Raw genomic sequence first — 19,726 nt, forward strand, 5'->3', positions numbered from 1 at the left:
GTCAGGACTCCTTGCCGGAGATGCGGGAGGTGCGGGAGGTGCGGGAGATGCGGGGACGACGGGTGGACCCGGGCGAGGCGGTGGCTGGGGCGGTGCCGGCCCGGGAGAGGAGGAGCAGCAGCAGCCAGGTGATGAGGAGGCTGAGTACGGAAACGGCCACCGACATGCGGGCGTGCGCTCCGGAGATCGACACGATCCACACGGCGAAGGGCTGGAAGCCGAGCAGCGAGGCGATGGTGAACTCGCCGAGGACCAGGGCCAGCGTGAGGAAGGCGGCTCCGGCGAGGGCGGCCCGCAGGTTCGGCAGCAGCACGCGCAGGACCACGTACGGCCAGCTCGCGCCACAGCTGCGGGCGGCCTCGACGAGGGTCGGGACGTCGACCGCGCGCAGGCCCGCGTCGAGGGAGCGGTAGACGAACGGCAGCGCGAGGACCGTGTACGCGAGGACCAGGACGAAGGGGAAGTCCGGGTTCTGGACGGCCAGGAAAGTCTGGTAGAGCGGGGTCCTGGAGAGGTGGTCCGGGCCCCAGCGCAGCACCGTGGTGATGCCGGTGACCAGGGCGATCGGGGGCACCACCAGCGGCATCATGCACATCACCTCGACCACCGGGCGCAGGCGCGGCGAGCCGATGCGTACGGCGACCAGCGCGGGCACGGCGAGGAGCAGCGTCAGGGCGATGGTCGCGGCGGCGAGGCCGAGCGAGAGCAGCAGGCTCCTGGTGAATCCGTCCGCGGAGAGCAGCTGGGTGTACGCCTCGAAGCTGATGCCCTGGCCGGGGACGTGCACGGTGAAGACGAAGGAGGCGAGCACCGGGAGGAGGAAGTACGCGCCCGCGAGCGCGAGGACCGCTCCGCGCCACACCCGGGGCCGTGGGCGGCGCGCCGCCCGGGGCTGGGCGGCCGGTGCCGGCACGGCACCGGCACCGGCGGCCCGTGCGTCGGCGGCATCCGGCGCGTCCGGGGCGTTCCGCGCGTTCGGGGCGGGCGTCGGGGTCATCGCAGCCATCGGGCACTCCGTCGCTGGAGGGGCAGGTAGACCGCCATGACCAGGCCGGCGATCACGATCATGTCGAGCCCGAGGGCCAGCGCCACGTTCTCCTGGCCGGTCAGCACGTTCCCGGACAGGGCGTCCGCGATCTTGAGCGTGACCAGCGGGACGGAGCCGCCGACGAGGGCGGCGGCCGTGGCGTGCGCGGCGAAGGCGGTACCGAAGAGCAGCACGAACCCGCCGAGCAGGGAGGGCGCGAGGACGGGCAGGCCGACGTACCGCCAGAACTGCCATCCGCCGGCCCCGTTGTTCTGCGCGGCTTCGCGCCACTGCGGGCGCAGTCCGTCCAGGGCGGGGACGATCACCAGCACCATCAGCGGGGTCAGGAAGTAGAGGTAGACCACGGTGAGGCCGGTGAAGGAGTAGAGGTTCCAGCCGAGACCGGTGAGGTCGGCGAGCTGGGTGACGACTCCGGAGATCCCGACGGTGGCGATGAACGCGAAGGCGAGCGGGACCCCGCCGAAGTTGGCGAGGACGCCCGAGGCGGTCAGCGTCGCGCCGCGCAGTGCCTGCGAGCGGGAGGTGACGACGGCCTGCGCGACGAGGACGCCGAGCACGCCGCCCACCAGTGCGGTGAGGGCCGAGAGCTGGACGCTGCCGACGAGCGAGCCGAGGTAGGGGCCCTGGAGGGATCGCGCCAGGTGTTCGCCGGTCAGCCGGGTGGCGCCGCTCACCGGGTCGGTGCGGGTGACGGCGCCGAAGGCGATGGCGCCGAGCGGGATGCCGAAGCAGAGCCCGGTGAAGGCCAGGAGGGGGAGGGCGGCGAGCCAGGTGCGCGGGCCGCGCCGCCGGCGGCGGGTGGTGCCGCCGGCGGTCCCCTTCGAAAGGGGGGTGGTGGAGGAGGCGGACATCAGCTGAGGGCCTTGTCCCACTTCTCGGCGAGGGTGGCCTTGGCCTTGTCCAGCTCGGTGGAGGCCGGGAAGGTCGGGGTTCCCTGGATCTGCGGGAGCTTGGTGACGGCGTCCTTGTCGACGGTGCCGTCCTGGGTCATGACGGGCAGCAGCACGGGGCGGGCGTGGCCCTTCAGCCACAGGTTCTGGCCCTCGGTGCCGTACAGGAACTCCATCCAGAGGCGGGAGGCCGCCGGGTGCGGGGCGTCCTTGTTGATGGCCTGCGAGTAGTACTGGGCGTAGACGCCGTCGGTGGGGACGGCGACCTTCCAGTCGACGCCCTTGCCCTTGAACTGCTCGGCGTAGCCGGCGTTGAGGTAGTCCCAGTCGATCGAGATGGGCGTCTCGCCCTTCTCGACGGTGGCCGGGGTGGACTCGACGGGGATGAAGTTCCCGCTCTTCTTCAGCCGGCCGAAGAAGTCGATGCCGGGCTGGATGTCGCCGAAGGAGCCCTTGTTGGCGAGGGCGGCCGCGTAGACGCCGCCGAAGGCCGAGCCGGACTTGGTCGGGTTGCCGTTGAGGGCGACCTTGCCCTTGTACTCGGGCTTGGCCAGGTCGGCGAAGGACTGCGGGCAGTTCGGGATGCGGGCGGCGTCGCAGCCGATGGAGACGTAGCCGCCGTAGTCGTTGTACCAGCGGGCGTCCGCGTCCTTCTGGGCGGCGGGGATCTTGTCCCAGGCGGTGACCTTGTACGGGGCGAAGAGGTTCTCGCCGGCGCCGCTGCGGGCGAAGGCGATGCCCAGGTCCAGGACGTCGGGGGCGCGGGTCTGGCCCTTGCGGGACTTGACGGCCGCTATCTCGTCGGCGCTGGAGGCGTCCGGGTTCTCGGCGCTGATCTTGATCTTGGGGTACTTGGCCTGGAAGGCCTTCTGGATCTCGCCGTAGTTCGCCCAGTCCGCGGGGAGCGCGATGACGTTGAGCGTGCCCTCCTTCTCCGCGGCCGCGACGAGGCCCTCCAGGCCGCCGAAGTCGGCGACCGAGGTGGCGGCGCCGGGCTGGGTCTTCTTGCCGTCGGCGGTAGCGGAGCCGGCGGGCTGGTCGGGTGCGGCGCCGCACGCACTGAGCGTGGTGAGCACGGCGGCACTGAGCAGAACGGCCGCACCGCGACGGGCGGAGGAACTGAGCACGGTCTCTCCCGGAGACGAAGACAAACGGAGGGGGTTCACTTGTCTGAACAAGTTGGCTCCAGTTCGCCCTGGACCGCTGTACGGACGGTGAACGGCGGCTGTCCCGCGGTGCACGTCTCGACGAAGACCCGAAATTGGCCGGATACGGCCGTGACGGACGGCCCCTCGTGATGATCTTCACGCTCGGTACGGCCTAGGCTTGCGTACGGGCGGCAGGTGGCGGGCCACAGGTGGCGGGGCCACATCCACGCGAGGGGGACAGGAAAGCATGGCTACGGTGCGGTATCTGGAGATCGCCGAGGCGCTGCGCCGGTCGATCCTCTCCGGCGCGTACCCGGTGGGCTCCCAACTGCCCTCGGAGAGCGATCTGGCCACACGCTGGTCGGCCTCGCGCGGGACCGTCCGCCAGGCCGTGGCGACGCTCGCCGCCGACGGGCTGATCGGTTCCCGCCAGGGCGCCCGCCGGATCGTCCTGCGCCACGAGCGCAAGCACAGTTTCGGCGAACTCAACAGTTTCGCCCAGTGGGCCGAAGGTCTCGGCCACCGGGCGGCGAGCCGCTTCCTGTCGCGCACCCGCCGCCCGGCCACCGCGGAGGAGGCAGACCGCCTCGCCCTGGAGCCCGGTACGGAGATCCTCGCCGTGCTGCGGCTGCGACTGCTCGACGGGGAGCCGACGATGGTCGAGCGCACGGCCTACGCCGACTGGGTCGCGGCGGCGGTCGAGGCGATGCCCGAGGACTGCCGCTCGGTGATGGACGCTCTCGCGAACGACTCCGGGATCGTCGCCCACTACGGCGAGCACCTCATCGACGCGCTGCCGGCCGGCAGCGAGGACGCCCGGCTGCTGGAGATCCGCCGCGGCAGCCCGCTCCTGCGTCAGCGGCACGTCTCCGCGACGCGCACGGGCCGCCCGATCGAGTGGTCCGACGACCGTTACCGGGCCGGCAGCATCACCTTCAGTGTGAGCAACTCATCAGTAGCCACCCCGCTGGAGCGGCGGGCCGGGGACCGTTAGCCCTCACCGTGTCCGGGCCGGGAGACCGTCAGGCCCTCGCCGCGGCGAGCTCGGCGGCCGCCTCCTCGACGGCGCCCGGCAGCCAGTCGGTGACCCGGCCGAAATCGAAACCGAGCGCGGCGGCCCGCCCGTTGTCCATCGCGTAGGCCCGGTCGAAGGAGAAGGGCGAGGCGACGGACGACCCGGGCCCGACGGTCCGGAAGCGCGGCGCCCGCCCGATCTGCCGGCCGACCGCCCCGGACAGCCCGAGGACGTCGAGCTCACCGTGCGAGGAGGCGTTCACCGTCCCGGTGAAGTCCCGCTCACCGGCCCAGTACAGGAAGCGGGCGATCTCGTGGTGGTGGATGAAGGAAGTGGCGTACGGGACTTCGTGCACCGCCACCGGAGTACCGGCGGCGATCCGCTCCACGTAGTGCGCGAGGCGGCCGGTGAACTCCGCCCGGCCGCCGCCGAGTACGTGCGCGGTACGGACCGCGACATGGCCGAAGGCGGGCTCCCGCGCCAGGACGGCCTCGGCCCGCCGCTTGCCCTCTGCGTAGGCGAGGGCCTCGGGGGTGGGCGGGGCGGGATCGTAGACCTCCATCGTCGAGGTCATGACGTACCGCCCGGTGCGCCCGGCGAACACGCGGCGCGCGAGGGCGGCCTGCCGGGGCGTGTAGCAGACCTGGTCGAAGACCACGTCGAAGGTGCGCTCCCCCAGCGTCTCGAGCAGCCGGCCCTCGTCCTCGCGGTCGGCGACCAGGTGACCGACCCCCCGGGGCGGGGCGGCGGAGCCGCGGTTGAGGACGGTCACCTCGTTGCCCGCGTCCCGTTCCAGGGTGACCAGGTGCCTGCCGAAGTAGCGGCTTCCGCCGATGACGAGAATCTTCTTCATGAATGCGACTCTGCCGCTGTAGCGTCCCCAGCAGAACCACCGGAATGCTGAACGCGTCGTAAGGGAAACTGATGATAGACGTGCAGCGGCTGCGCATCCTGCGCGCCGTGGCCGAGCACGGCAGCTTCAACAAGGCCGCCGGGGCGCTGCTCCTGACCCCTTCCGCCGTCTCGCAGCAGATCGCCGCACTGGAGCGCGGCCTCGGCCATCCCGTCGCGGTGCGCAGTACGCGCGGGGTCACCCTCACCGAGCCGGGGCGGCTCCTGGTGGAGGCGGCGGAGACCATATCCGCCGAGCTCGACCTGGTGCGCCACGAGATCGACCGGATCACCGCCGAGCGGCCCCGGCTGACGGTCGCCACGTTCGTGAGCGGGGGCCGGCGCCTGCTGCCGCGGGCGCTCGCCCGGTTCGTCGCCGCGCATCCCGAGGTGGAGCTGACGGTACGGGAGGCCGAGCCGGAGGAGGCCGTGCCGATGGTGCGGTCGGGTGCGGCCGATCTCGCGCTGACCTACCACTTCGACGGGCCGCTGCCCCTGCGCCCGGACGCGGGGCTCGACTGGCTGCCGCTGACGGACGACCCCCTCTCGCTGGTCCTGCCGCCCGGCCACCGGCTCGCGGGGCGCGAATCGGCCACCCTCACCGAACTCGGCTCCGACCGCTGGGTCCTGGGCTGCCTCAAGACGGAGGCCTACCTGCGCCGGTACGCCGAACGGGCCGGCTTCGACCTGCGGGTGGCGGCGTCCACCACGGACTACTTCTTCGCGTGCTCGCTCGTCGCGGCGGGTGTCGGCGTCGCGCTGATCCCGCAGGTGGCGCTGGCGGGGACCGGTGCTGACGGCTACGGCGCCGGCAGTACCGGCACCGGCGCCGTGTCCGTCCTACGGGTCGAACCGCCGCGCCCCGCACGGCACATCGGCGTCCTCGCACCGCGGCGGCGGCCACATCCGCACGCGGCGGCCTTCGCCGAGGCCCTGGCCGGGGCGGTGCAGCGATGATCCACCTGCTGCGCGGCCTCGCCGCCAACCCCGCCCTGCCCGCCGACCTCCTCGACCGGCTGGTCGGACTCGTCGGCTCGGACGCGATCAGCGATCCGCACGACGAACTCCCCTCCGCGCTGAGCGACCGCACGGACCTCACCGCTGACCAGGTGCGGGCGCTGGCCGCCGCCGACGAGATCGCCGCGATCCGTTTCGCGCAGACGGGGCTGCTCGACATCGCCGGCATGGACCCCCTCGACCGGCCGGAGGTGACCCTGGCCGTGCTCGACGAGGGTGCCGGGCCGCCCGACTGGGCCCGGGCACTCGCGCACCACCCGTCGGACTGGACCCGCTGGCGGCTCGCCTCCCGGCCCGGCATGCCGCCCGACGTACTGGAGGTCCTCGCGGTGGACCCGGACGTGGAGGTGGTGGGGGAACTCGGCATCTGGACCACCGAGCCGGAACTCGCCGCCCGGCTCGCGGCGCACCCGCACGCCCACGTCCGTATGACGACCGCGGTCAACGAGTCGGTGCCGCCGGCCGCCCTGGCGGCGCTGATCACCGGCGAGGGGCTCGACCCCGCGCTCGCGTGCCTGGCCTGCGACGACGAGGACACCCGCGCCGACCGCGACCGGAGCATGGGTGGCACCTGCACGGGCGGGCACGAGTCCACCGTGCTCCACACGCTGGAGCGGGCCGCCCGCAACCCGTCCACTCCGCCCGCGGCCGCGGCCTCCCTCGCCGGGCACCCGTCGGTGATCGTGCGCTGGGCACTGGCCGAACGGACCGACCTGCCGCAGGAGTTGTACGCGCGACTCGCCGCGGACCCGGACTCGGACGTGCGCAAGGAGACCGCCGGGAACCCCGCGCTCGGCGAGCCGCTGCTGCGCGCACTGGCCGCCGCCGGCGAACCCGACGTACGCCGCCTCCTGACCCGGCATCCGGGGATCCCGGTCGACGCGCTCGCCCACCTGGCCTTCTCCGTCCGGCTCGACCCGGAGCGGCTGCCGCGGCTCGCCACCGCGACCCCGCGGGAGCTCACCGAGCTGGCCGCCTCCCCGCACGCGCCGGTACGGGCGCTGGCGGCCCGCGGCCGCGTCCTTCCGGCCGGGGTGCGCGACGCCTTGGCCGAGGACCCCGACGCGTCCGTGGTCAAGAGCGTCGCCTCGCACCCCGGACTGTCCGAGGACCGGCTGCGCGCGATGGTCGCGCGGCACGGCGTACACGTCCTCGGGCAGGTGGCGGCCAATCCGGACGCCCCCGGCCCCCTGCTGGCGGAGCTGGCCCGGCACGATCCGCCGGTGCGGCGCGCCCTGCGCGCGATCGCCGTGCATCCGAACGCCACGGAGGCGGCGCTGCTGCCCTGCTTGTCCGAAGCCAGGGCCGCCGCCGACGCCGCACTCCATCCCGCGCTGTCCGCGGCGGTGCTCACGGACCTGGTCGCCCACACGGACGAGGGCATGGCCGAGGCCGCGGCGGCCAACCCCTCCCTCCCCCCGTCGGTGATGGAGGAGCTGATCGCCCGCTGCGGCCCGGACGCCTGACCGGGCGCGGTGGTCGGGGCGGTAGTCAGGGCGCGGTGGTCGGTTCTCCCACCAGGCTCCTGGGCTCCTCGCCCTTCGTGACGGTGACGGGTACGCCCCCGGCGGCCTTCGCCAGCTCCGCCTTGAACTCCGCCGACCGGGCACCCTCCGCGTTGGTGGTGACCTCCACCCCCGCGCCGTGGTCCCCGGAGACGGTGTAGATCGGGAAGCCGGCCTGCAGGAGGATCAGTCTGTCGGCGACGCCGTCCAGGGTCCGGCGGGAGTACGCGCTCAGGTACAGGTCGACCCGTGCGGGATCCGCCTCCGGGTCCGCCGCGTGCGCCGCGTCCACCAGGAGCCGGCCGTGCGCGAGGTCGGTGACGCAGAGGGCGACCCGGCCCACCGGGTGGTCGACGATCTGGGTGGAGTAGACATCGGCGAAGGCGCCCCTGCCCTGCGCCCCTACGGCCTGGGAGATCCGCTCGCCCTCGGGCGTGTTGGCCGGGGTGCTGTCGATCAGCGTGGGCGGCGCCTGCGGCGCGGTGGGGTCGGACACGGGACAGGACTGGGCGGCCGCGGGCTGCGCCGTGGGCCGCGTCTCCGCGCCGGGCGATGCGGATGCGGCGGGCGCGGCGGGCGCTGCCGGGTCGTTCCTCACCGCGTTCCCGCAGCCGGTGAGCAGTACGGCGGCGGCGCTGACGGCCACGCCCGCGCCAACGGACGCCTTCACGACTCGCAGGTGTCTCATGGTGGTTCGGTGCACCATCGTCTGTCCCCCTGTGTTCCCGGTGCCGGATCGGCACAGCTGTGACGCGCCCCCGGGCCCGGCGGTTCCCCGTGGCACCCGGCCCCCGCGGCGGGGCGTACCGGGCCCGGCCCGCATGGTGGCCGTCTCCATACGGGCGGCGCCGAATGTGGGGTGCGGCACCGTGGGCGCCGTCCCGGGCCCTGCCTACGCTGCCAGCCATGACGAGCGAACTTCCCTGTCCCACCCGGCTGCGGGCGCGTGTCGCCCTGGTGACGGGCGGCGGCAGCGGCATCGGCCGGGCCTGCGCCGTCGCCCTGGCCGGGGCCGGGGCCACCGTGCACGTGGTCGACATCGACGCGGCGGCGGCCGAGGACGTCGCCGGCCTCGTCGGCGGGCACGCCCACGTCGCCGATCTCGCCGATCCCGCAGCCATCGGGGAGCTGCCCGCGGCCGTCGACGTCCTGGTCAACAGTGCCGGGCTCCAGCACGTCGCCCCGATCACCGAGTTCCCGCCCGAGCGTTTCACCCTGATCCAGCAGGTGATGGTCACCGCGCCCTTCCTCCTGCTGCGCCACGTGCTGCCGCACATGTACGCCACCCGCTGGGGCCGGGTGGTCAACATCTCCAGCGTCCACGGGCTGCGGGCGAGTGCCTACAAATCGGCTTACGTGGCGGCCAAGCACGGGTTGGAGGGGCTGAGCAAAGTCACGGCGATCGAGGGGGCACCGTACGGCGTGACCAGCAACTGCATCAGCCCCGGCTACGTCCGCACCCCCCTGGTGGAGGGGCAGATCCAGGACCAGGCCGCCGCGCACGGCATCGGCGCCGGGGCCGTGCTCTCCGAGGTGCTGCTGGCGCGCTCCCCGATCAAGCGGCTGATCGAGCCCGAGGAGGTAGCGGCGGCCGCTCTGTGGCTGTGCGGTCCGCACACCGGATACGTCACCGGTTCCTCCCTCTCCCTGGACGGCGGCTGGGGCGCCGCCTGACACCGTCCGGGTGACAGCCCGAGCGCCGCGCGCCGGACGCCGCGGGTGCGCCGCGCGGGTCCCGTACGGTCCCGCACGTGACCGATGCGAACAGCGCGAGCGAGCCGGACCGCCAGAGCCACCGGGACGACCCGGACGTCACCACGGGGCCCGGAGCGCTACGGGTCCTCGTCCTGGCGGGATCCTCCCGCCAGGGCTCCGTCAACGCCCGGCTGGCCGCCCTCGTCGCCGGGCAGGTGGAGCGCTCGGGGGCCGTCGCGGACCTCGCCCGGATCGGGGACTTCGCGATGCCCACGTACGACGGTGACACCGAGGCTGCCGAGGGCCAGCCGTCCGGGGCGGCCGCCCTGCGGGAGCGGCTGCTGTCGGCGCAGGCCCTGGTCATCGCCTCGCCCGAGTACAACGCCTCCGTGCCCGGCGTCCTGAAGAACGCCGTCGACTGGGTGTCCCGGTTCCGGCCGCAGCCCTTCAAGGACAAGCAGACCATGCTGGTGTCCGCGTCCCCCTCGATGGTCGGCGGGAACCGCGGGCTCTGGGCGCTGCGCGTCCCGCTCGAACACCTCGGGGCCCGGGTGTACCCCGACATGTTCAGCCTCGCGATGGCGCACTCGGCCTTCGGCGTCGACGGTGAGCTGACCGACCCCGGTCTGCGCCGACGGCTGGCCGACACGGTCGACTCCTTCCTCGCGCTCGCCGAGGCGGACACCCGTTACCTCTGCCTCCAGCGGCGCTGGTACGAGTTCCTGGGCGACGAGAGCAGTGCTCCGGTCACCCAGCGGACCGAGGGGTGAGGACCTGCTCAGGGGGTGCCTGAAGGGGCGGATCGAGGTCGGGTTAGCATATGAGCGCCGCCTAGCTCGAAAGATAATTCTGTGACTGTCAATGACGACTCGTTCACCAACTGGAAGAACCGCGAGAAGATCGCGGAGTCGATGATCCCGGTCATCGGGAAGCTGCACCGGGAGCGGGACGTCACGATCCTCCTCCACAGCCGCTCCTTGGTGAACAAGTCCGTGGTCAGCATCCTCAAGACCCACCGGTTCGCCCGCCAGATCGATGGTGCGGAGCTCTCGGTCACCGAGACGCTGCCGTTCCTGCAGGCGCTCACCACGCTCGACCTCGGTCCCTCGCAGATCGACCTCGGCATGCTCGCCGCGGCGTACGCGGCGGACGACCGCGGTCTGTCGGTGGAGGAGTTCACCGCCGCCGCCGTCTCCGGTGCCACGGGTGAGAACAAGATCGAGCGCGGCGAGGGCCGCGACGTGGTCCTCTACGGCTTCGGCCGCATCGGCCGGCTCGTCGCCCGCCTGCTGATCGAGAAGACCGGTTCCGGCAACGGCCTGCGCCTGCGCGCCATCGTCGTCCGCGGTGGCGGTGAGGCGGACCTCGTCAAGCGCGCCTCGCTGCTGCGCCGCGACTCGATCCACGGCCAGTTCCAGGGCACGATCACCGTGGACGAGGCGACCAGCACGATCATCGCCAACGGCAACGCGATCAAGGTGATCTACGCCAACGACCCGTCCGAGGTCGACTACACGGCGTACGGCATCAAGGACGCCATCCTCATCGACAACACCGGCAAGTGGCGCGACCGCGAGGGTCTCTCCAAGCACCTGCGCCCCGGTGTCGAGAAGGTCGTCCTGACGGCTCCCGGCAAGGGCGACGTCCCGAACATCGTGCACGGCGTCAACCACGACACGATCAAGCCGGACGAGCAGATCCTGTCCTGCGCCTCCTGCACCACCAACGCGATCGTCCCGCCGCTCAAGGCGATGGCGGACGAGTACGGCGTCCTGCGCGGCCACGTGGAGACCGTCCACTCGTTCACCAACGACCAGAACCTGCTGGACAACTACCACAGCGCCGACCGCCGCGGCCGTTCCGCGCCGCTCAACATGGTCATGACCGAGACGGGCGCCGCCTCCGCCGTCGCCAAGGCGCTGCCCGACCTCAAGGCGCCGATCAGCGGCAGCTCGATCCGCGTCCCGGTGCCGGACGTCTCGATCGCGATCCTGAGCCTGCGCCTCGGCCGCGAGACCAGCCGCGAAGAGGTGCTCGACTACCTCCGCGAGGTGTCGCTGACCTCGCCGCTCAAGCGCCAGATCGACTTCACCACGGCGCCCGACGCGGTATCCAGTGACTTCATCGGTTCGCGTCACGCCTCGATCGTCGACGCGGGCGCCACCAAGGTCGACGGGGACAACGCGATCCTCTACCTCTGGTACGACAACGAGTTCGGCTACTCCTGCCAGGTCGTCCGGGTCGTCCAGTACGTCTCCGGCGTCGAGTACCCGACCTACCCGGCTCCGGCGGTCTGATCCCGCCTCCAGGATCCGCGGCCGCGTCGACAGGGGCCGCGTTCAGTAGCGGTCTGTGCGCAGGACCCGGGGTGTGACGAACGTCAGGTGGGGCCTTCCGTGAGTGGAAGGCCCCACCTCAAACCCCTGGAAGGTACGGCCCGGTTCGTACGAGGCCGGCCCGGACGGGCCGCGGCACTGGCGGCTGGCGGTCCGGCTGCCGGTACGGGCCTCGGCATGTCCGTCTCCGACGCGAGCCCGGCCGCCGTGGCGGGCGCCCTGATGGATGTGCGGATGCCGCGGTGCAACGGGATCGGGGCCACCCGGCGGCTCCTTGCCGAGCCGGCCGCGCCGGCCGAACCGCCGAAGTCGTGGTGATCACCGCCTTCGGGAACAACGGCTGCGTCACGGCCGCGCTCGGCGCGGGCGCCAGCGGGTGACGCGCGACACGGGCCGCGCGATCGCCACCGACTCGGGCACCGCCCGCTCGGAGCAGCGTCTCCAGAACGGCGGACGCGCCACCCGCCGGCGACGAACCGCCCGTACCCGCTCGGCCGGACGGGCACCACCTCCGGGATCTTCCGGCGCCTCCCGGCCGCGCCGCGGGCCTGGCGCCGCACCTCGGCCGAAGATTCCTCGTGGGACGGTTCGCACCCGCGCCGGAGCCTGCCGGGCCTGTTCGAGGCGGACCCCAGCCGCGCACGACGCCCCCGCACGACTCTTTCGTCACCGTCCGCGCCGCCCCGCTCCCCAGGGGCAGTCCCCCACCGAAGGAGTCACCGTGAACAACACCCCGCTCGCAGCCGCCCAGCCCTACGCACTGGGGCTGTTCCGGATCGTCACCGGCCTGCTCTTCACCTGCCACGGCGCGGCCTCCCTGTTCGGCGTGCTCGGCGGCGCCCACGGCGGCGGCACCGTGCCCGTCGGGACCTGGCCGGGCTGGTACGCCGCCGTGATCCAGCTGGTGGCCGGCCTGCTCGTGCTGTTCGGCCTCGGTTCGCGCAGCGCCGCGTTCATCGCCTCGGGCTCGATGGCGTACGCCTACTTCTCGGCCCACCAGCCGCACGCCCTGTGGCCGATCCAGAACAACGGCGAGCCTTCGGTGATGTTCTGCTGGGCCTTCCTGCTGCTGGTCTTCACCGGTCCCGGCGCCCTGGCCCTCGACCAGCTCCTGCCCTCCCGCGCCTCCCTCGGCGCGCGCACCGCGGCGGCCGGGAGCGGCGCACCGGGCGAGGACCTGAGCCGCGACGACCGTCGCACCAGCCCGGCCAACGCCTGACCCCGCTGGTCGTCAGGGCGTGGCGCGGGCAGCCGCGAGCTGGGTGCGCGAGCGGACGCCCAGCTTGCGGTAGACGCGGCTCAGCATGCCCTCGACGGTCTTCACCGAGATGAACATGTGCTGGGCCGCCTGCTGGTTGGTGGCCCCCTGGCAGATGAGGTCCGCCAACCGCGACTCGGACTCCGTCAGCCTGCTCGCGAACGGCGCCGGGCCCGCTGCCGGCGCCGATCCGCCGGCCCGGTCGAGGAGCTCCCGCGTGAGCTCCTGCCAGGGACGGGCGCCGGTGTCGTCGAAGAGGGCCCGCGCCGCCTCCCAGGCCGCGCGGGCGGCGGCCTGGCGCCTGCGGGCCCGTTCGACCCGGCCCAGGGCGAGGAGCGTACGGGCCTGCTCCAGCGGGAGTCCCAATCGCCCGAACGCGGCCGCGGCGCGGTGGAGCAGGCCGCTCGCCTCCTCTCCGGCGCCGGTACGGGCCAGCAGGATCCCCCGGGCGCGGTCCAGCGCCGCCCCGGGTCCCGAGTCGGTGCCGGGCGGGCCCGCGGCGGGCCGGGCGCGCTCCAGCAGCTCGCGGGCCAGGTCGAGCCTGCCGGCACAGGTGAAGGCCTCCACGGCGTCCGGCTGCCAGCGGAACATGCCGGGGTCCGCCGTCGGCACGTGCCGTTCCGCCTCGGCGACCGCCGTGAGCGAGGCCACGGCGTCGGCGACGTCCCCGGTGTGGAGCTGGACCGCGCCCATGACCCAGAGGTTCCGCGAGACGTACAGGCCGTCGCCCTCCTCCTGCGAGGCCCGGGCCCCGCAGGAGGCGGTGCGCAGGGCGGCCGCGAAGGACCCGGCGGCGCTCTGGGTCAGCGCGGCGGTGTACCAGGCGGGTCCCATGGACAGTCCGGCCGCGGTGGACAGCCGTACCGCCTGATCGGCCCACGCGAGCGCGGGGGCGCACGCGCCGAGGCGGGTGTCGACCTCCGCGAGGCTGCGCCAGATGTCGACCAGGTCCTCGGCGTCGCCCTCGTGCTCGGCGAGGGCGAGCAGGGCCACGAGCCGTTCGCGCGCTTCGGCCAGGCGGTCGTCGAAGACGGCGTGCCGGGCGGCGAGGTACTGGGCGCTGTTGCGGATGCCGGAGTGCTGGGCGGGGATCCCCAGCGCCAGGGCCTGGGCGAGGGTGCCCGGGGCCTCCGCGGCGCCGAGGACGCGCTCCATCCGGGCGCGCATGGTCAGTGCGGCGGCCTGCAGGGGGCGGTGGCCGCCGGCGGCGGCGAGTTCGGCGGCCCGGGTGGCCGCGCGCAGGGCCCGGTCGGGGGCCGAGTGGGAGACGTTGGCGGCGATGGCCGCGCGGAGTTCGACGGCGGCGAGGAGTTCGGGGTGGCCCGCCGCCAGTTCCCGGCAGCGCGCCAGCAGGGGTTCCAGATCGGAGATGGCCTGGCCGTGGGCGTCGACGACGGCGAGCAGCGCGTTGACCTGGTCGGCGGGCTCGGCCCGGCTGGCGGTCAGGGCGTCGGCCGCCTGCCGGGCGATGTCGGCGGAGCCGGCGCAGGCCGCTTCCTGGGCCGCGTGGGAGAGCCTGCGGACGCGCGTGGCGGACCGGTCCAGCGGGGTGATCTCGGCGGCGAGGAGGAACAGCTCGGCGGCCAGGGCCCGTTCGCCCGCCTCGCGGGCGGTGGCCGCGGCGGTCTCGGTGTCCTCGGCCAGCCCCTGGTCGGGGAGGTCCGCGGCCAGGGCCCGGTGGCGTACCTCGTGCACGGGGTCTCCGACGGCCCGGGCGAGGGTCAGGTGGGCGGCCGCACGCAGGGGCCGGCCCTCCGAGCGGGCGGCTGCCCGGGCCAGGGCCGCCGCCGTGAAGTGGACGCCGCTCGCGGGGTCCACGCGGAGCACTCCGGCGGCCTGGGCCTGGGCCAGGTGTTCCTCCGCGTTCGAGCGGCCCGCCCGCAGCAGGAGCGGCAGGGTGGGCCGGCTCGTCAGGGCGGCCAGCATCAGGGTGTGCCGGGCGGGTTCGCCGAGCGTGGCGCGCAGCCAGGCCCCGGCCGCGTCGACGGTCTGCCCGGACATGGCGGGCCGGTGCCGCTGCGAAGCGGGAAGTCGCGCGAGTGCCGTGCAGGACACGGAAGTCAGCAGCGTGTGGCCGCCGCAATGGCTCTGCAGCGGGCCCGCCCAGCGGGTGGGCAGGCCGTGTGCGCCGAGCAGGGTGGCCGTCTCCTCGGCGTCGAGCGGGTCCACGTCGACCTGGGCGGGGTGCCCGCCGAGCAGCCGGGCGGCGGCCTGCGCCCGCCCCTGGACGCGTTCGGTGACGATCGCGGTGAGCCCGGGGGCCGCGAGGGTGCGCAGCGCGTAGCCGAGGACGTCGGCGCTGGCCGGATCGAGCCACTGGGCACCGTCCACGGCCAGGATCCACCGGCCCGACTTGAGCAGCGCGGTCACCGCGAGGCGGGCGGGCAACTGCTCTGACGCGGCGAGCGGTTCGTCGGCGCCCCGGTGCAGGAGCCGGTCGACGACCTCGTTCTGCCTGGCGGTGAGCGCGGCGAGTTCGGCCGTGCCGCAGTGGGACAGCATCTGCGCGAGCGCGCCGAAGACGTGCTCCCGGTCGTCCTCGACCGTGGTGACGCGCAGCACCGTCCGCCGGGAGCCGGTGGGCGGGGTGCGCAGCACGTCCTCCAGGACGGTGGTCTTGCCCGCGCCCCAGGGTCCGGCCAGTGCCACCCGCCCCTCGCGCTCCAGTACGTCGGCCGCGCGGGCGGCCGCGCCGGCCGGTGCGGGCCGGTTCCCCGCGGCCACCGGGATGTTGTCGAACTCGGTGTCTGGCGTCACGAGGAGGCACCGTAGGCGGCGCCGGTCGCCGTGACAACGGCCGGCGGCGCCGGGCCGGGGGATCAAGGGTTTCCCCTGATGCCAAGGGGTGGGGCTCGCGGCGATGGTGGTGCGACGGCGAGCCGTCCGCTCCGGGAGCGGGGTGGAACGCCCGGAGCACCGCGGTCCTCCACGGGAGGAGCGAGGGCGCGGTCCGGACGGCTCGCCGTACCCCCTCGTCGCGCGCGGCGAGCGTGCCGCCGTACCCCTGGACGCCCGGACGTCTCCCGCCACGCGCGCGGGCGCGAGGCCCAGGGGCGACAAGGGATTCCTCCGATGCTCTCAACACCAGCCCGGGATCACTCTGTTGGCCACCCCGGAGTGCGCTGACGCGGCTCCCCCGACTGCGGGCTCCGGGGACGCCAAGGGTCCCGCGCTCCCCTGCGGGACGTGCATCCGTACCGGCCTACCCCTCCGGTACGCCCCCATGAAGGGATTCCCGTGCGAAATCTGTCAAAGAGGCCTCTGTGGGCCTCCGTCGCGGCCGCCTCGGTCACGGCCGTCGTCGCACTCGGCGGCCTGGGCGCCCTGCCCGCGCACGCCACTGCGGCCGCGGTTCCCGGACCGCCCGTGTCCCCGGAGATCCTCCGGGCCATGCAGCGCGATTTCGGTCTCTCCGCCGACCAGGTGCGCGGCCGCGTCGCCGACGAGGCCGCGGCCCGCGAGGCCGCCACCCTCATCAGGGGCCGCGTCGGCGACCGCGTCGCGGGCATGTGGTTCGACGCCTCGACCGGACGTCTGAACGCGGCGGTCTCCAACGCCGCGGACGCCGCGCTCGTACGGGACGCGGGCGCCGTCGCCCAGCCGGCCCGGTACAGCCCCGCCGAACTGGCCGCCACCGCCCGGACGGTCACCCGTGACATCGGCGCCGGGGTCGCGGGGGTGGTGTCGTGGGGTCCCGACGTCCGGAACAACCGGATCGACGTCACGGTGGACCGCACGGCGCGGGACACCTCCACCGACGCCTTCGTGGCACGCCTCGCCGCCCTGGGCGACGTCGTCCATGTGAGCGAGACCTCCGGCAGTCCGCGGCAGCAAGCAGACGTGGTCGGGGGCGAGAAGTGGGTGCCGGGCAGTGAGAGCCCGTGTTCCATCGGCTTCCCCGCCACCCGCACCAACGGCGGGTCCAAGACGTTCCTGACGGCCGGTCACTGCACCAACGACGTCAACCAGCCCGCCTACGGCAAGGACGGGACCCGCATGGGTACGTCCAACAAGGACGGCCGGAGCAGTGTCAACGGACCCGAGGGGGACTTCGGTCTCGTCGACGTGGACCAGCCGGGATGGAACCTCGCTCCCACCGTCGCGGGCGACCAGACCCATGCCGCCGTCACCGTCACGGGATCGGCCGAGGCCGTCGTCGGCACCGCGATCTGCCGCTCCGGGCAGACCACCGGCATGCGGTGCGGCGAAGTGACCAAGGTCAACCAGGAGGTGGACTACGGCAACGTCAAGATCGGCGGCCTGTCGTTCTCCAGCGCCTGCTCGGCGGGCGGCGACTCCGGCGGCTCGTACGTCACGGCGACCGGCGGAAAGGCCGTCGGCCTGCACTCCGGCGGCGGTGAGGCCATCTGCTCCTCCAGCAGCGGTGACAAGTACACCATCTTCCAGCCGGTGATCGAGGCCCTGGGCAAGTTCAACCTGACGCTGGTCACCTCCACCCCGCAGCCCGGCAATGTCACCGTCTCGGCGGTCTCGGCCCAGAGCGGCGTCATCGGTGCCCGGATAGCCGAGCTGAAGAACAGCGCCGAGGGCGGCACGGCCCCCTACACCTGGTCCGCGACCGGCCTCCCCGCCGGCCTGAGCATCGACTCCGCGACCGGCACCGTCACCGGCACGCCCACCACCGCCGGGAACTCCAACGTGACCGTCACCGCCACCGACGCCGCCGGCAAGACCGGTTCGACCGGCTTCTCCTGGACGATCACCACCGCGGGTACGGCCCTGTCCGTGACCAACCCCGGCAGCCAGAGCTCCGCCGTCGGCGCCGCGGCCAACCTCACCGTCAAGGCCGCGGGCGGCACCGCCCCCTACACCTGGTCCGCGACCGGCCTGCCCGCCGGCCTGGCCATCGGCTCCGCGACGGGCACCGTCACCGGCACGGCCACCACGGCCGGCACCTCCAGCGTGACCGTCACCGCCACCGACGGCGCGGGCAAGACCGCGTCCGCCACGTTCTCCTGGACGGTCAGCGCCGTCACGGGCACCAGCCCCGTCCTGCAGAACCCGGGCAACCAGGTCGTCTACATCGGCAAGCCCGTCACCCTCGCCCTGCAGGCCACCGGCGGCACCAAGCCCTACGCCTTCAAGGCCACCGGCCTTCCCACCGGTCTGAGCGTCAACGCGGCCACGGGTGTCATCACCGGCTCGCCCACCAGCTGGGGCTTCGGCGGCAGCACCCTCACCGTGACCGACGCCGCCGGCAAGTCCTCGTCGGTCAGCGTGACCTGGAACGTCTACTTCTAGCCCACCGTCCGCACCACGCCGCCGCCCCGCACCCCGGGGGCGGGCGGCCATCCGGCGGGGCCCCGGCCAACACCCTGGCCGGGGCCCCGTCCCGGTCCTCCGGTCCTCCCGCGCCAGGCCGGACCTCGGGCCCGGCCCCCGGCCCCGGTCACAGCCAGGCCGGCCGGTCGGTCCCCCAGCGGGAAGGGCCCCGGCCCCATGTGCCGGTCCCGAGCGGCGGGGCGGCGTACCGCAGGGTGCCGTATCCCGATCCGGTCTCGCGCAGCCACGGGTCCGGGGTGTAACCCGGTTCGGCGGGGTCCGCCGCGGGAACCTCGCGGACCAGCCAGGAGGCCGTACCGGCCAGCGAGAACCGCAGGGCCCGGCCACCGCCCCGCGCGAGTGCCCGTAGCACCCCGGCCGCCACCAGGTACCCCGTGCCGTGGTCCAGGGCCTGCGCCGGGAGGACTCCGGGGGCGTGCTCGTCTCCGCAGGCGGCGGAGATCCCGTACCCCGCCTGCACCAGCGAGTCGAATCCCCGGCGACCCGCCCACGGGCCCCGCCGGCCCCACGCGCTCAGCTCCGCCACCACCAGCCCCGGCCGCCGGGCCAGCAACTCGCCCGCTTCCAGCCCGTACCGCGCCAGCGCGCCCGGCCGGTAGCCCGTCACCACCACGTCCGCCCCGGCGAGCAGCCCCTCGAAGACCGCCCGGTCCCCCGCCGCGCCGAGGTCGAGCAGCGCGGACCGCTTCCCGAACCCGGTGTCCGCGTAGGCGTCGTCCGACTCGGGCAGGCCCGGGGAGTCGATCCGCAGGACGTCCGCCCCGAGCAGCCCGAGCGTCCTGGTGGCCACCGGTCCGGCGATCACCCGGGTCAGGTCGAGCACCCGCACCCCGGACATCGGCGCTCCGGTGCCCGCCCCCAGGGGGCGTCCGCGGACGCCCGACTCCGTCGTCTCCACGAGCGGTCGCGCGGGCCCGTACCCCTGCGTCACGGCCACCGCGAGCCCGCCGGCCGCATAGACCTCCTCCTGTACGTCCACCGCCGCCCGTCGCGCGATCGCCCCGGCCACGGCTTCGGGGGTCCGGGCGTCCAGTACGCGTACCAGCGCGGCCTCGTGGTGCGGATAGTTCGCGTGCGTCCGTACCCACCCGTCGGCGGCCCGCCAGAATCCGGAGAGCGGCGCGAACGTCAACGGCGTCCGGCCGTCCACCAGCAGATGGCGCTCACTGACGAACGCCGTGGCCACGGCACCCTCGTCGACCACGAGCGGCGCCACGTCGTCCGCACCGCCTCCCGCGCGTACGGCGGCCAGTTCGGCCGCGGCCAGGGCGCACACGCCGACCGTGGCCCGCGCGAGCTCCCGTACGGGCAGCGGGCCGTCCCCCAGCCCGCTCGCTCCCCGGTATCCGATCCGTTGCGCCAACTCCCCGGGCCCGCCCAACGCGGCCCACGCCTGCACGGTCCCACCGTCACGACTCGTCATGCGCCCATCCTGCCCGCCGCGCCGCGGGCCGTGCGGGGCCGGCCAGATCCCCGATCGGGCGATACCGAGCTCCAGGGCGTCTCGAATTCCTCCGTACGGCGTTACACGACCCGGAACATGAACATCGCCTCGGCAGCCTCGTCTTCCGTCGCGGCGCAGCCGGCGCGTGCGGGCCGGGGGCGGCCGGTGGCCCGTA

Annotated in this window: 16 protein-coding genes; 9 read left to right on the top strand and 7 right to left on the bottom strand. The window is 74.1% G+C overall.

Features of this window, described 5'->3' with window-relative positions; all coding sequences use genetic code 11:
* Position 1 precedes the first annotated feature (1 nt).
* The 3 genes from OG389_RS02300 to OG389_RS02310 are packed head-to-tail and all read right to left on the bottom strand — an operon-like array spanning position 2 to position 3,065.
* On the bottom strand, positions 2-1,006 hold the full coding sequence (locus tag OG389_RS02300; RefSeq protein ID WP_328296750.1) for an ABC transporter permease: 1,005 nt from the start codon (positions 1,004-1,006) through the stop codon (positions 2-4).
* Entirely contained in the window at positions 994-1,899 is a 906-nt protein-coding gene (locus tag OG389_RS02305) for an ABC transporter permease (protein ID WP_328296751.1), read from the bottom strand. The genes OG389_RS02300 and OG389_RS02305 overlap by 13 nt, the downstream gene beginning before the upstream one ends.
* Positions 1,899-3,065 (bottom strand): ABC transporter substrate-binding protein, encoded by a 1,167-nt coding sequence (locus OG389_RS02310; RefSeq protein ID WP_443059193.1) that lies wholly within the window; start codon positions 3,063-3,065, stop codon positions 1,899-1,901. The genes OG389_RS02305 and OG389_RS02310 overlap by 1 nt, the downstream gene beginning before the upstream one ends.
* Positions 3,066-3,333: 268 nt before the next feature.
* Between OG389_RS02310 and OG389_RS02315 the strand changes: the two genes are divergently transcribed.
* Positions 3,334-4,080, top strand: coding sequence for a GntR family transcriptional regulator (locus tag OG389_RS02315; RefSeq protein ID WP_328296752.1), 747 nt, complete (start codon positions 3,334-3,336; stop codon positions 4,078-4,080).
* 28 nt (positions 4,081-4,108) lie between these two features.
* Here OG389_RS02315 and OG389_RS02320 read toward each other — a convergent pair whose 3' ends face one another.
* Positions 4,109-4,954: an NAD-dependent epimerase/dehydratase family protein gene (locus tag OG389_RS02320; RefSeq protein WP_328296753.1), complete on the bottom strand. Its 846-nt coding sequence runs from the start codon at positions 4,952-4,954 to the stop codon at positions 4,109-4,111.
* Between the two features lie 71 nt (positions 4,955-5,025).
* Here OG389_RS02320 and OG389_RS02325 point away from each other — a divergent pair, with 71 nt between their 5' ends.
* Both OG389_RS02325 and OG389_RS02330 read left to right on the top strand, forming a co-directional pair.
* Positions 5,026-5,949, top strand: a complete 924-nt coding sequence (locus OG389_RS02325) for a LysR family transcriptional regulator (RefSeq protein ID WP_328296754.1) — start codon at positions 5,026-5,028, stop codon at positions 5,947-5,949.
* Positions 5,946-7,475: a hypothetical protein gene (locus OG389_RS02330; RefSeq protein ID WP_328296755.1), complete on the top strand. Its 1,530-nt coding sequence runs from the start codon at positions 5,946-5,948 to the stop codon at positions 7,473-7,475. The genes OG389_RS02325 and OG389_RS02330 overlap by 4 nt, the downstream gene beginning before the upstream one ends.
* A 25-nt stretch (positions 7,476-7,500) precedes the next feature.
* Here the strand turns inward: OG389_RS02330 and OG389_RS02335 are convergent, their stop codons facing one another.
* Complete coding sequence (locus OG389_RS02335) at positions 7,501-8,202, bottom strand: hypothetical protein (RefSeq protein ID WP_328296756.1); 702 nt, start codon at positions 8,200-8,202, stop codon at positions 7,501-7,503.
* Positions 8,203-8,420: 218 nt separating this feature from the next.
* Between OG389_RS02335 and OG389_RS02340 the strand changes: the two genes are divergently transcribed.
* From OG389_RS02340 to OG389_RS02360, 5 genes are all read left to right on the top strand, one after another.
* Entirely contained in the window at positions 8,421-9,188 is a 768-nt protein-coding gene (locus OG389_RS02340; RefSeq protein ID WP_328296757.1) for a 3-hydroxybutyrate dehydrogenase, read from the top strand.
* Between the two features lie 77 nt (positions 9,189-9,265).
* On the top strand, positions 9,266-9,979 hold the full coding sequence (locus tag OG389_RS02345; RefSeq protein ID WP_328296758.1) for an NADPH-dependent FMN reductase: 714 nt from the start codon (positions 9,266-9,268) through the stop codon (positions 9,977-9,979).
* Between the two features lie 81 nt (positions 9,980-10,060).
* Positions 10,061-11,506, top strand: a complete 1,446-nt coding sequence (locus tag OG389_RS02350; protein ID WP_328296759.1) for a glyceraldehyde-3-phosphate dehydrogenase — start codon at positions 10,061-10,063, stop codon at positions 11,504-11,506.
* A 216-nt stretch (positions 11,507-11,722) separates the two neighbouring features.
* Positions 11,723-11,863, top strand: coding sequence for a hypothetical protein (locus OG389_RS02355; RefSeq protein ID WP_328296760.1), 141 nt, complete (start codon positions 11,723-11,725; stop codon positions 11,861-11,863).
* Positions 11,864-12,266: 403 nt separating this feature from the next.
* Entirely contained in the window at positions 12,267-12,764 is a 498-nt protein-coding gene (locus OG389_RS02360; protein ID WP_328296761.1) for a DoxX family protein, read from the top strand.
* A 12-nt stretch (positions 12,765-12,776) separates the two neighbouring features.
* Here OG389_RS02360 and OG389_RS02365 read toward each other — a convergent pair whose 3' ends face one another.
* Positions 12,777-15,560, bottom strand: a complete 2,784-nt coding sequence (locus tag OG389_RS02365) for a helix-turn-helix transcriptional regulator (protein ID WP_328296762.1) — start codon at positions 15,558-15,560, stop codon at positions 12,777-12,779.
* Between the two features lie 480 nt (positions 15,561-16,040).
* Between OG389_RS02365 and OG389_RS02370 the strand changes: the two genes are divergently transcribed.
* Positions 16,041-18,065, top strand: coding sequence for a putative Ig domain-containing protein (locus OG389_RS02370; protein ID WP_328296763.1), 2,025 nt, complete (start codon positions 16,041-16,043; stop codon positions 18,063-18,065).
* A 148-nt stretch (positions 18,066-18,213) separates the two neighbouring features.
* On the opposite strand, the gene OG389_RS02375 is transcribed toward OG389_RS02370, so the two are convergent.
* Positions 18,214-19,530, bottom strand: a complete 1,317-nt coding sequence (locus OG389_RS02375) for a CoA transferase (RefSeq protein WP_328296764.1) — start codon at positions 19,528-19,530, stop codon at positions 18,214-18,216.
* Positions 19,531-19,726: the final 196 nt, after the last annotated feature.

The sequence above is a fragment of the Streptomyces sp. NBC_00435 genome (assembly GCF_036014235.1).
GTDB lineage: Bacteria > Actinomycetota > Actinomycetes > Streptomycetales > Streptomycetaceae > Streptomyces.

Excerpts from the sequence above, each read along its gene's own strand:
- OG389_RS02300 (WP_328296750.1), bottom strand. The coding sequence starts at position 1,006 with ATGGCTGCGATGACCCCGACGCCCGCCCCGAACGCGCGGAACGCCCCG.
- OG389_RS02305 (WP_328296751.1), bottom strand. The coding sequence starts at position 1,899 with ATGTCCGCCTCCTCCACCACCCCCCTTTCGAAGGGGACCGCCGGCGGC.
- OG389_RS02315 (WP_328296752.1), top strand. The coding sequence starts at position 3,334 with ATGGCTACGGTGCGGTATCTGGAGATCGCCGAGGCGCTGCGCCGGTCG.
- OG389_RS02320 (WP_328296753.1), bottom strand. The coding sequence starts at position 4,954 with ATGAAGAAGATTCTCGTCATCGGCGGAAGCCGCTACTTCGGCAGGCAC.
- OG389_RS02325 (WP_328296754.1), top strand. The coding sequence starts at position 5,026 with ATGATAGACGTGCAGCGGCTGCGCATCCTGCGCGCCGTGGCCGAGCAC.
- OG389_RS02330 (WP_328296755.1), top strand. The coding sequence starts at position 5,946 with ATGATCCACCTGCTGCGCGGCCTCGCCGCCAACCCCGCCCTGCCCGCC.
- OG389_RS02335 (WP_328296756.1), bottom strand. The coding sequence starts at position 8,202 with ATGAGACACCTGCGAGTCGTGAAGGCGTCCGTTGGCGCGGGCGTGGCC.
- OG389_RS02340 (WP_328296757.1), top strand. The coding sequence starts at position 8,421 with ATGACGAGCGAACTTCCCTGTCCCACCCGGCTGCGGGCGCGTGTCGCC.
- OG389_RS02355 (WP_328296760.1), top strand. The coding sequence starts at position 11,723 with ATGTCCGTCTCCGACGCGAGCCCGGCCGCCGTGGCGGGCGCCCTGATG.
- OG389_RS02375 (WP_328296764.1), bottom strand. The coding sequence starts at position 19,530 with ATGACGAGTCGTGACGGTGGGACCGTGCAGGCGTGGGCCGCGTTGGGC.